The sequence below is a fragment of the Pseudoalteromonas sp. SWN29 genome, from assembly GCF_015864465.1.
Classification (GTDB): domain Bacteria; phylum Pseudomonadota; class Gammaproteobacteria; order Enterobacterales; family Alteromonadaceae; genus Pseudoalteromonas.
Genome location: NZ_JADYXE010000025.1, coordinates 53,430 through 65,489, shown reverse-complemented (window position 1 = coordinate 65,489; position 12,060 = coordinate 53,430). Strand labels below are relative to the sequence as shown.

Sequence of the window (12,060 nt, the reverse complement as noted above, 5' to 3'; positions counted from 1 at the left end):
GACGTTGCAATTGATTTAATTTTGCTTTTGATTGCTTTAAAAACTTTGGATTGTCGGCCACGTAGCCGTTCGAGCCAGCTAGTGCGGTTTTTGTACGTGTTGATTGACATCGTATACACATTGTATATACTAAAAGAAACCACAACAATAGAGTAATTAAATATGGAAACAGTCACCGAAATTAAATCGTGGGGCAATTCTCTCGGCTTACGCATTACAAACGCAATGGCTAGTGAACCTATGTTTACTAAAAATACAAAGGTTATTGTCACATCGACACCTGAGGGCATGACAATTAAGCCTGTTGAAACAAAGCGCAAGTATGAAATGCCATTCACTGAGTCTGAACTAATAAGCGGACTAAATGAATACAACGCGCACACTGATGAACTAGCAGGGCTTTTACCCTGTGAAATTATGGATTACTAAATGACTTACACGCCTGACAGAAACGAGATTGTTTTTATTGATTTTGAACCAGTAAAAGGGAAAGAAATAGGCAAGTATAGACCCGCACTTGTGCTTAGTAGCAAGGCGTATAATTCTGCTACTGGCTTGTTGATTTGCTGTCCTATAAGCTCAAGTGTTAGAGGTGGTCTTTTAGAAGTACCTATAAACAACATAGACAAGCCCTCTGCTGTAGTTGCAAATATGATTCAGACGCTTTCTTGGCGCACAAGAAAAGCTAAGTTTGTTGCTCACGCTGAAACAGGTGTAATGAATCAAGTATATGATCGACTGCTGCCAATAATGGGCGCACAAGAATACATTAATTCTAAAGTTAATGAATATGATTAAATGCGTTGATGGTATGAGAGTGAGTGCACTTGAGTAATACACGCCAAGCGCCGCAATAAACGTCGTCCTAAAACACTTACTCAAACCTGATCATCAAGCTCGATGGGTAATCCCCCCCCCGAAAAATAATAGAAGCCAAACGTAGAATTTTCTCTTATTGTAAACACAGGAGAAAATTATGAAAAAAGCACATTTTACAGACAGTCAAATCCTCGCTATTTTGAAGCAAGCCGAAAACGGTGTGCCAATCCCTGAGCTATGCCGTGAATATGGTATGGGCAATTCAACCTTTTATAAATGGCGCGCAAAATACGGCGGTATGGATGCGTATTTAATGACACGAATGAAAGAGATTGAAGATGAAAATCGCCGTTTAAAGAAAATGTATGCTGAAGAGCGGCTAAAATCTGAAGTCATTCAAGAGGCAATGGTAAAAAAGTGGTAAAGGCTTCTGAGCGCAAAGTATTGGCACACGAAGTCGTTAGCACAAATAAAATGAGTATTTCCTTAGCCTGTCGTACTTTCATGATAAGTGAAACATGCTATCGCTATACGCCAAAACTGTCTGATGAAAATGAGGAAATTGCAGGGTTGTTATTGGATTTAAGCCAATGTCAGCGTAATTGGGGATTTGGTTTATGTTTTCTATATTTACGCAATGTTAAAGGCTACACATGGAATCATAAGCGCGTTTATCGTATTTACCGTGAGCTTGCGAATAAAACCTAGAAAACGTCTAACAAGGGAGAAGCCTGAACCATTAGCTGTACTGTACCTGAGGCCATTAACGAATGTTGGTCAATGGATTTTATGCACGACCAATTATCTTATGGCAGAGGGTGTCGCTTGTTCAATGTGATTGATGATTTCAATCGCGAAGGACTCACAATAGATACTGACTTATCACTCCCCGCTGAGCGTGTGATCCGCTCGCTCAATCAAATTATAGAATGGCGTGGTAAACCAAAAGCTATCAGGTATGACAATGGGCCTGAATATATTAGCCATAAATTAGCAGAGTGGGCGTTAAATAATAATATTGAATTACGATTTATTCAACCAGGTAACCCGCAACAAAATGCTTATGTAGAGCGATTTAATCGTACGGTCAGGTATGACTGGCTAAGTCATTATATTTACAGTGATATTAGTGAGTTACAAGATAAAGCTACCGATTGGTTATGGACTTATAATAATGAACGCCCTAACATGGGCATAGGTGGCATAACACCCATACAAAGACTGGAAAAGTTAAACAACGGAAGTTCTACAGATAGCCTCTATTAAAAATGGGGGGATTACACACTCTTCGCTGCTTAAATACGCGACTGGAAAAATTGCAATAAATAACGTAGAAATAACAATATAATTATTTAACTTAAATAAATTTAATGTTAAATTGAATGTGTAATTTATTTCCCAAGGTTGGGACATAGTAAAAAAGGAATTATAATGATTATATCAAAGCATCTAACTTCTATACTACTCGATCAAAAAAAACCACATATAGCAATAATTTCTTTTTAATTAAGACATAGCATTTAATGAAATAACTATATTTTATTTAATACTTTAATTCACATACACAGTTTGTAAGTTCTAACCTGAACCCGTGTATTTTTATAATTAATTTAATGACTTTTATTATTCTATTTTAATTGCCGTATAAAACTCATTTCGTTAATTACCATTAGTACATACTTTAAAAAATCAAATATCACGTTACATCTACTGTGTTTTACTTAAAAAACTTAAAGGTGGTCAGATACTAAAAGTCATTTTTATTATGGTGTTGCTGGTTAAGCTACTTTTATTAGATTAAAAAATAGATACATACGTTACTTCGAAACCGTATATTAAAATAAGAAGGTTAAAAGGGAAATGAAACAATTATTTAAAGGCATATTATTTAGCGCATTTTTACTTCAGCTTAGTGCGTGCGGAGGCGGAGGCGGAGGCGAGGATAAAGCTGCAGAGCCCATATCTCCTCCACCTCCAGTAATAGAACCACCTAAAAATAACGTACCAACTTTAAGCTTTAGTACGTCATTAGAGCTTAATGAGCTAGAGACTAGCGCTGTAGAAATCACAGTTAGTGATGCGGATAATGATCCTATTTCGCTATCTATAACCTCGTCACATCCTAATTTAGTGGTTATTTCTGAAACTGACGGCGTAGTCAGCCTTACAGCCCAAGCTGTTGATGAAGACACCATAATAACTATCGAAATAGTTGCATCTGATGGTACCGATGAAGTGTCAGGTACACTTAATGTATTAATAAAAAACATCCCTGAAGTAGAGCTTGAACTTTCTGCCGCTAATCTAACTATCAATGAGCAAGAAAGTGGCAGCATTACATTTGAATCTAAAAATGGCACCGTCACAGTGGTGTCCGACAATCCCGCTATAGCCTCTGTAGAACGTATTGATAACACACTAAACGTTACGGGTGCTGAAGTTTTAGAAGATAAAAACGTTAACATAACTATCACTATTAATAACGCTGAAACAGGTAAATCACTCACTAAAATACTTACTGTATCGGTTTTAGATGTACCCGTTTCAGAGGGCGTTATGGAGATAACTATGCCAACTAATAGCGAAGGGGTTGTTGCTATAGAAACCTATAAAGAGAATGTGATACCAGTAAATTTAAGCTCAACGACCAATGAATCATTAACATGGTCTATTGAGAGCTTAGAAAGTAATGACGTAAATTACGCCGATGCGGTGATCGATATGATTGAAAGCTTTCATCCAAAAGATGGATCTTTCGTTATAACAACACGATCTATGCCTATTGGTATGCAACATTTTGATTTTTTATTAAGTTTACAAGTAACGAATGGCACCAAAAGCAGTATAAAAACATTTGTTTTAAGATTGGCAGATCCAATTAATAGCAAGCCTTTAATATCAATTAATAATAGTATCAGCGCTTTTGGTGTATTACCTATCAATACACCGACCAAATTTCAAATCACCTTTACTGACGACGCCCCTGAAAAAATAGAGATAGATCTGTTAAATACCCGAGTTTGGTTCGGCGATGCTGAAATATTTAGTTACACCATAGACGATATTAATAACACAATAACCGTTGATCCTGGTGACGCACAGATTGGTGAAGAATTTGGTATCTTTTTAGCTTATACAGATGCAAATATCAATTCATCTGATTATGGTGCCTTTAGGTTCATGGTTTCTCACGTAATGGGAGATTACGAAAAAGAAAATTTGGATTATCTGCAAATAGTTCATAATAAGCTTAGTGCGCTAAAGGAGTATCAATATCTAACCGATTTTTATACGCAAGTGTTAGAAAACAACAACCTGTTGAATCACTCTGAAGTTACATATTTTAATCAAGCAGCTAAGGTTACAGATTCAAGTAGTTATAGTATTGCAGTGAGTTCAATCTATACATTTGAAGCTAGAACTGTCCTTGGTACAGATGAAACGTGGGGTGAAGAAACTGCTGAGTCATATAAAGAATTAATCGATTCACAGATACAATCTGCTGAGACATTCTTTAACCGAAATGCACAAGTACTCGTTAATGAATTAGGGCTACGCTCTAATAATTTACTCCCGACATTTGAATTTGAAGAAATACTAAATTTATATGATACAGAAAACAATCTGTATAGCCGTTTTGCTGGTAACGTAAAATATGGCGAGTATGTGGATGGCAAATTTGTATTTTCTGATGAATATTCATTTCTAAATGCAATCATCGAAAAGTCAGTAGCAGATACAGCCACCGTGTTTGAGCATAAATAAAAGGAATTAAAAATGAAAAACTATATTGTGTTACCCGCAATACTTATGCTGTCAACTCCTTTAATGGCATCAGTAACAGTTGATAATATGCAAGTTGAGAGTGGGAAGGTTAAACAGAAACCGTTTAATTTAATTGTGACTTTTAAAGATAAGAATATACACAATTCACTATTATTGGATCCAAAGCTTGAAAGCGTGCTCAAAAAAGAAGCACAACTATCAAGTATGAGTCTGTCGAGCGTTAAATATAAATATAATGTATCAAGCGCCATTGATACTGCTTATGGTACAGCAAAAATGATATCGCTTAGTAATGATCATAATTTAAAGTTTTCGCATCAGCGTTCAATGGCTTTAGGTGCTGATTTAATTAAGGTCAATACACTCTCTTCGTTAGAAGCTCAGCAACTAGTTCTAAAATTACTCGCCTCAGGCGACTTTGAAAATGTAATGATAGATACCCCGGTGTCAAAACAAAATTATAATGATCCTTATTTTGACAAACAGATTTATTTTCAGCCACGTACCTTAACCAATCACTATGGCCAAGATTATGTGAAAATGCGTGAGCTGACCGTTAACAACTTGGGCAGAAAAATTCGCATAGGTGTTGCCGATACTGGGTACTTCCCTCATGAAGATATAGGTGAACTTATTGAAGGCTATGACTTTGTCACCTCAGAAGATGCATTGTTAGCAGAGCCAGAAATACGCGATAATGATCCTACCGATTTAGCATTCTTAGCTGATGGCACTCTTTGCCATGATGGTCATGGGCTAAGTGTTGCTGGCTTGATTGCAGCCGAAAGTAATAATGGTGTTGGTGTTACGGGTGCCGTTGACTCTAACAACGTTGAAATGGTCTATTCGCGCGTATTGGATTGTTTTGGTAATGGGAATACCTCAAACACTCTAGATGCAGTGGCGTGGATGTCAGGTGAAAGTGTTCCTGGCGTGCCTGATATTAAACAAAAGGTAGATGTTATTAACTTATCATTAGGTGGTTCTTCAGCGACAGGCTGTGATGAGTATAGACAAGCAATCTATTCTAAAGCGAGAGAAAGTGGCGTAGTCGTTGTGGTTGCTGCAGGTAACTCAAACACTGATGCAGAGACTTTTTTACCCGCTGCTTGTAATGATGTTATAACAGTTGGCGCAACAGAATTTGATGGCAGTAAAGCTAGTTTTTCAAACTTTGGTGAGCATATAGATGTGATGGCTGCGGGGAGCTCTGTATGGATGCTGTCTAGTGATGAATTTAGTGAACAGTTATATTTTCGAGGCAGTGGTACTTCCATGGCGACACCAAATATTGTCGCCGGAGTAAGTAATTTATTATTAACTTATAACCACCTAACCCCTTTACAGGTTGAGGAGATGTTAATTGCAAATGGCCAAGGGTATACACATAATTCACTGTGTGGACAACTGGGTTGTGGCAGTGGCGCTGTTGATATGGGGAATATAATGGATGCAATTCCAAGCCTACCTACTATTAATAAGTATACTAAAGTTCATCGCTACGAAGACTATAACTCTGAAGATAAAACTCAGTGGTTAACACAAATGGATAAGTTTACTAATGTCTGTAATACGGTTAAATATACTTGGGGTCAATTAGGAGGTATAACCGATAACATAACATATAAATTATATATGTTAGAAAACGATAAAATGGTTTACAAAGAAACTGTTAATTCACCTCAAAAAATATATGACCAAACTTTAGATATAGTTGTTGGTGTCCAAGCATGCTCACAAGGAGCTTGTGGCAATATAGTCCAAATGTCAGGCCCTGTTAGCAAGCCTAATTACTGTAATACAGAGTCCGCTATATAGATGTTAAAATGGGCCATTTGAAACCCTTATTCAAATGGCCTCCATTGTCAATATATTAGTAATATGACTAATTTGACCACAATCAGTTTAATAGCCGTGTTGGAGTTGTATTAAAGTTAGTATAGAAAATTTGCTTTAGCTCAATCAGTAGGAACGAGATAATGCTTAACTGTTGAATGAAAATATCAATATGCGTGATAATTAAAACTCACTAAAGGGTGGCCCTGTAACAATATCTGTGTAAGTACCCATTTTAAATATAGTCCGAAATGCGGTCTTCGAATTCAATCATGAAGTGATTCAAGGCCGATTTCCAATTTCTTTTTAGCATAGCCCATTTTTTCAATGATTGAGTGATGGCTAAGTGAAGTACCCATCGACGCCACTTCGTGTCGAGCAATAGGCTTCTATAGCTTAGCTTTATACTTGAAAGCTGAGTGATTAGCGACATGACTTTGGCGGCCAGCATACTGCCATTAAACTTTTGCATCGCTGTACGTTTAAATCTTCAAACACTAAAATTTCATTTTCATTGGCTATCTGTCGTAAAGTTTTATATGCAAAGTTGAACCTTTGCCTTGAGGTTTTACCGTGTAATTTATTGATGCATTGTTTAGTTTTATTCCAGCGATTTGAGCACTTATTTCGACGTGCTAGTTGGCGTTGCAATTGATTTAGCTTATCTTTCTACTGCTTTAAAAATTTCGGGTTATCGACCACATAGCCGTTTAAGCCAATAACCGTTTACTTCAAGTTAATATCAAAGCACGTAATTGAGTTTAAAACATGAAGCGCTGTTTTGCACTACACCTCTTGAGTGATGCTGCAATCCCATTTTCCGTGACGATATAGAACGGTCACGGTTTCTATTTTACTCGCAAGGGCACGATGTAAAATGATTGGGATTTTACCCACCTTAGGTGTGCGAGGAAAAAGAAAATAGCAGAGCTAGACGATGATTACCACTCACCCCTCCTAGAGCCTAGGATTAAAATGCGCTAGACGTGATACCACGTTATTAAAATAAACTTTAAAGTTGAATCTGCGAAGTAAAATACAGTATAATATAATTTAAAGGTAAGCCATTGTAAATAAGGAGCTTTATGAGTAATTTTAACGAGTATGTTGCCGCTGATACGGATGGAGATGGTTTCGTAGATGTTGTTGCCGCTGATACAGATGGAGATGGTTTCGTAGATGTTGTTGCCGCTGATACAAATGGAGATGGTTTCGTAGATGTTGTTGCCGCTGATACAGATGGAGATGGTTTCGTAGATGTTGTTGCCGCTGATACAAATGGAGATGGTTTCGTAGATGTTGTTGCCGCTGATACAGATGGAGATGGTTTCGTAGATGTTGTTGCCGCTGATACAAATGGAGATGGTTTCGTAGATGTTGTTGCCGCTGATACAGATGGAGATGGTTTCGTAGATGTTGTTGCCGCTGATACGGATGGAGATGGTTTCGTAGATGTTGTTGCCGCTGATACAGATGGAGATGGCATTATTGATACTGTAGGTGTAGACACTGATGGAGATGGCATTATTGATACTGTAGGTGTAGACACTGATGGTGATGGTGACATTGATACTGTAGGTGTAGACACTGATGGTGATGGTGACATTGACCTAGTAGCTGTTGATATCGACGATGACTATTAGTCTTAAATAAAAAGGAATAGAAATGCTTAATAAGATAAAAGAAAGTGCAACTAGAAACATGTCTTCAATTTCAGACAAAACAAAGGACGTTTCTGTAAATTTGAAAGATACTAGTGATGGTTTTACGGCGGCAGTTAAACAAAAAGCAGCTGATACAAAAGAAAATTTAAAAGACTTTTCAGCGTTATCAAAAGTAAAAGATTTTACTACTGCTTCGGTAAAAACTGTTGAAGATATAGATGCTGAGTTGATTGCATCTAATTCGCAATATGAAATTAACAATTTTAGAGTTTCGGCGACCGCGGGTGTAACAGCTGGGATGACTCTCGATATTCATTTCGTAAAAAATCAAGGAGCAAAAGAGTTATCTCAAAATGCATCTCGATTTCTTATTGTAAAAAACCCAAATACAGGTAGTGTTATAAAAGTAGCTAAAGCTGCTCTTGCTAATAAAGAAACTGTGAAAATAAAAGACCCAAAAACAGAAGAAGTATTAACAATAAACGCTAAATCGGGAAAAATTATCGACCCTTTAATAATACCTCTGTAAGTACAAATTTTAAATCTTAGACCGCTAGGTCGATACTACAATATTGGCCTAGTTATTTATCATTAGCTATTATCGACACCCAAAGCTAACTAGTTGGAATCCCTCAGGTTTTAAACTGTAAAAACTCTTTTTACACAGCATATTCAAGTGTTTGTCTTAGCAGCTCTGAACGAAACCACACTTCATTTATCTAACACAACGAAAGACCGCTTGTTCAAATCATCATTAACACAAATATATAATACCAGCGACGAAGAGTTTACAGAGTAACTACTACTGACTAATTAGCACCAAGAAAAATTCGCGGAGGCTAAGCAGCTCCTTTTCACTTTCAGTCAGCTCCGTTATCTAAACTTAACAAAGTGTCCATAAACTCGCGTTCTTTAGGAGACAAAGAGCTCATCGCTTTTCTTACATTTTCTTGATAGTTCTGTAATGTAGCTTTATCGCTTTTAATAGCATTGTCTAGGGTCTGCTCATATTTAACCAATAGTGCGCTAAGTTTCTCTGTATTTTTCAGGTTAGCTTTATGAGATGAATACGCTAGATAAAGCGCAGCACACAGGGCTAAAAAAGTTGTCATATCAACCTTGAAAGTAATAAGTCTTGGTTTTTCTTGTTCTGTCATGCGCCTTTCTCCGTTAATAAAGCGAGTTTAAATTTGATTATTTCAGCTTGTTTCACAAGGTCAACTAATTGCTGACTTTCTTGAGAATGAAAATATTGAAGTGAAAAGAAAATACCGGCCATCATGATGATCAGGACTATATTTTCGCCCATAAAGTCAAGTAGCTTTTTTGTTAATTTATTCATTGCAACCTCACTCCGCAGTTTGGTAATTCTTCATAATTGTTATACACGCCATTGATTGAATCACTGATAAAATCACTATTCATAGTACCCATCACAAAACAGCGATACCTATCTGAGCGCTCAAGTTCTAGCAACAGTATATTGGCGTGGCCTTTAGCCACTAAACTCTGAATAAAGTTCAGTGCAGCTGTGTTGTTATTAAGGTAAGTACGCATGCGTTTTTCAATCTGCGGCAACAAAGAGGTTTTGGCAATATTACCGCTGGCCAACTCTAACCAGTATCCTGGATCATTAAGGTTACGGATATATTGCATAGCGAGCTTACTCCAATCAGGGTCAAAAAATACGCGCTGCTCTAGCAACAAACCAATATTAGGATCTTCTGAAAAGTTTGGAATACTTACCGAGCTGACTTGACCATCAGCTAATCGCAATCCCATATACATGCCTACGTTCATATCTTGGCTTAATATGGTGATATTAGCATCGTAGGGTTCAATTATTTTTCCTTTACCCATTAATTCTGGCACAAAATCAAAGGTGTCATTCAAGGCGTTATCAAATTTTCGAAGTGCGCTTAGCTGATATGATTCGTCTAAAGGTATACTAATTTTCCCTGCGTCGATTACACTTTCTGTGCGGTAATTTAAGCGAGAAGGCTTTTCGATCAGTTTCCTTACACTTTTTACAAACTCAAGATCTCGATATTGCGAGTAGATGCCGCTTTCTGCATCTAATACGTAAGCAAACCCGATTGTAAAAGCTTTGTCGAAGGTATCTATTGAGCTGAATTCTTTGGCGAAACGTGTCATCATATTTTGATAAGAGTTATCGCTAGTCATCGACACAGCAATTGGCATTATTAACAAGCTTGTACCTGAAAAGAGTGCAACCACTAAATAAGCTTTATGCTTATGCCAGTAATAAACACATATCTTAATAAACAGCAAGACAATTGCTAATAAACTTGCAGCAATACTCACTGGCGGGATCACCGCCAATGTAACGGCATTTTTTCCCAATTCAAACATTGAACCACCCGGGGAAAACGCAGCCGCAGCCGCAGTCGATGTTGCCATTTTTATAAACGAAATATTATCTTGGCTATCAAGCCATAGCTGTTGATAACGGCTTTCTGAAATTCCCGCTGTAAATGAAGGGAGATAAAAATCTTCCCCTAAAATCCTTTGCGCATGAGTTTTTACAATCGGTAGTTGAGCAAAGGCGACTCTATCAAGACCTGGCTTTTCTAATGCAAAACGAGAATTAGGTATATAGTTTTGCCAGCTTTTTTTAGCTTGCCCGCGATAACCCTCAACAATAATGTTACGAATACTCGATATGTCGTTTAAACGCCAATCATTGTCAATCGCCGTGCCCGCTTTTTGGATGGATTGAACAATAAATTGCCTCGCTTTATCTGATGCAAAGAATTGTTCGTAAGTAACTTCCTCTTCAATTTCAAACGCCATATGAACAAAGTGCTTTCGGCCTTTTTCAAACATAATTTCAAGTGAAGGAGTAGACTTCATAATTTTGGTTAAATTAATATCATCAGTGCTCAAATATATTCCGAAGGCTTTACCGCTTTCAAACTCAAGCCCGTTTAAATAGTTTGCAAACAACTGCTTTTGTTCATCTCTACACGTTGAATTACAGCGCGAGCTACCCCACTTTTTCCGGTATTTACGCAATGTATCTCGAATAGTTCCGTTCTCTGCGTATTGTTTGTTGTAGTCTTTAACACTTTTTAGACCTTCAACATAAAGCCGCCAATGTGAATTTACTGCTTCGTTAGCATTGGTAAGCAGAGTATGAATTTGCAATTCAATTTTTGAAAAGTTTTTTTCTTGATTGTAGAGCTTGTAATAGGCTTCGTTAGCACGCTTATAAAGACTATACTCTTCTTGAAATAAGCGATCAAATTGTCTAATTCTTGTAACACCATCATTTAAGAAAACCTCTTCTTGACGGTTTAAAAGATAATGATTGGCCATGTTTTCTAGGTTAGATTCAATTAAAGAATTAAATCCTGTCGAGAAATAGGCAAGTGATGGGATAAGCGCAACAAATAAGTCTCGTCTAGCTTCGTCTTGGGCAATTTCGTCAAACTCTGGAAAACCTTGAATCTGAACGGCTTGGGCAAGGTAAGCTTCTTTATAAACAATGGCTCTGACCGCAGCTAATTTCCTTTTGTTACTTGTAGTGTCAACAACTGCATCGACACTCAAACGTAGAAATGGGATTATTAAAAGCCAAATCAGCAATAAGACTAATGGTCTCACTAGCCACTTACCGTATTCATTTATTTGTGTGTCACTGGCATTAGCTCCACCACCGAGTATGTTAAATTTTGTCGGTTTAACAAAGCTAACGATAGCAAGTGCGAGACCAAACCCCGATAGCACTCTGCCAAATAACTCTAGTCGTTCAGCAGCAATTCGCTTATCGCCCATGATGCTTGACAGCGGTTGTGAATATAAATCGATTAAAAGTAAGTTTAGCGATAATTCAAATGCGACATAAATGCTGAAACAAACCAACAGAACGGTAAGCTTTAGGTGTTTTGTAAAGTGCTCTGCTATGGTGAGCTTCTGGCGTTGAGTCATGGTT

10 protein-coding genes and 1 pseudogene are annotated in these 12,060 nt (G+C 37.3%); 7 read left to right on the top strand and 4 right to left on the bottom strand.

Features of this window, described 5'->3' with window-relative positions:
- Nucleotides 1-162: 162 nt before the first annotated feature.
- From I6F53_RS11250 to I6F53_RS11230, 5 genes and pseudogenes are all read left to right on the top strand, one after another.
- Nucleotides 163-429, top strand: a complete 267-nt coding sequence (locus I6F53_RS11250; protein ID WP_166421956.1) for an AbrB/MazE/SpoVT family DNA-binding domain-containing protein — start codon at nucleotides 163-165, stop codon at nucleotides 427-429.
- Nucleotides 430-798 (top strand): type II toxin-antitoxin system PemK/MazF family toxin, encoded by a 369-nt coding sequence (locus I6F53_RS11245; RefSeq protein WP_197239624.1) that lies wholly within the window; start codon nucleotides 430-432, stop codon nucleotides 796-798. It begins immediately after the preceding gene.
- 178 nt (nucleotides 799-976) lie between these two features.
- Nucleotides 977-2,085: pseudogene (locus tag I6F53_RS11240) on the top strand (IS3 family transposase).
- Between the two features lie 594 nt (nucleotides 2,086-2,679).
- Nucleotides 2,680-4,584 (top strand): hypothetical protein, encoded by a 1,905-nt coding sequence (locus tag I6F53_RS11235; RefSeq protein WP_197239622.1) that lies wholly within the window; start codon nucleotides 2,680-2,682, stop codon nucleotides 4,582-4,584.
- Nucleotides 4,585-4,596: 12 nt separating this feature from the next.
- Entirely contained in the window at nucleotides 4,597-6,423 is a 1,827-nt protein-coding gene (locus tag I6F53_RS11230; RefSeq protein ID WP_197239620.1) for a S8 family serine peptidase, read from the top strand.
- Nucleotides 6,424-6,864: 441 nt separating this feature from the next.
- On the opposite strand, the gene I6F53_RS20625 is transcribed toward I6F53_RS11230, so the two are convergent.
- A complete protein-coding gene (locus I6F53_RS20625; protein ID WP_231616583.1) occupies nucleotides 6,865-7,092 on the bottom strand; it encodes a transposase in 228 nt (75 codons plus the stop codon).
- A 434-nt stretch (nucleotides 7,093-7,526) separates the two neighbouring features.
- On the opposite strand from I6F53_RS20625, the gene I6F53_RS11220 reads away from it, so the two are divergent.
- Nucleotides 7,527-8,084 (top strand): hypothetical protein, encoded by a 558-nt coding sequence (locus tag I6F53_RS11220; RefSeq protein ID WP_197239619.1) that lies wholly within the window; start codon nucleotides 7,527-7,529, stop codon nucleotides 8,082-8,084.
- Between the two features lie 22 nt (nucleotides 8,085-8,106).
- A complete protein-coding gene (locus I6F53_RS11215; protein ID WP_197239618.1) occupies nucleotides 8,107-8,634 on the top strand; it encodes a hypothetical protein in 528 nt (175 codons plus the stop codon).
- Between the two features lie 331 nt (nucleotides 8,635-8,965).
- Here I6F53_RS11215 and I6F53_RS11210 read toward each other — a convergent pair whose 3' ends face one another.
- The 3 genes from I6F53_RS11210 to I6F53_RS11200 are packed head-to-tail and all read right to left on the bottom strand — an operon-like array spanning nucleotide 8,966 to nucleotide 12,056.
- The gene (locus I6F53_RS11210) at nucleotides 8,966-9,262 is read right to left on the bottom strand and encodes a hypothetical protein (RefSeq protein WP_197239616.1); all 297 of its coding nucleotides are present in this window, start codon (nucleotides 9,260-9,262) and stop codon (nucleotides 8,966-8,968) included.
- Nucleotides 9,259-9,447 (bottom strand): hypothetical protein, encoded by a 189-nt coding sequence (locus tag I6F53_RS11205; RefSeq protein WP_197239614.1) that lies wholly within the window; start codon nucleotides 9,445-9,447, stop codon nucleotides 9,259-9,261. Before I6F53_RS11205 ends, I6F53_RS11210 begins: the two co-directional genes overlap by 4 nt.
- Nucleotides 9,444-12,056, bottom strand: coding sequence for a hypothetical protein (locus I6F53_RS11200; RefSeq protein ID WP_197239613.1), 2,613 nt, complete (start codon nucleotides 12,054-12,056; stop codon nucleotides 9,444-9,446). The genes I6F53_RS11205 and I6F53_RS11200 overlap by 4 nt, the downstream gene beginning before the upstream one ends.
- Nucleotides 12,057-12,060 lie beyond the last annotated feature (4 nt).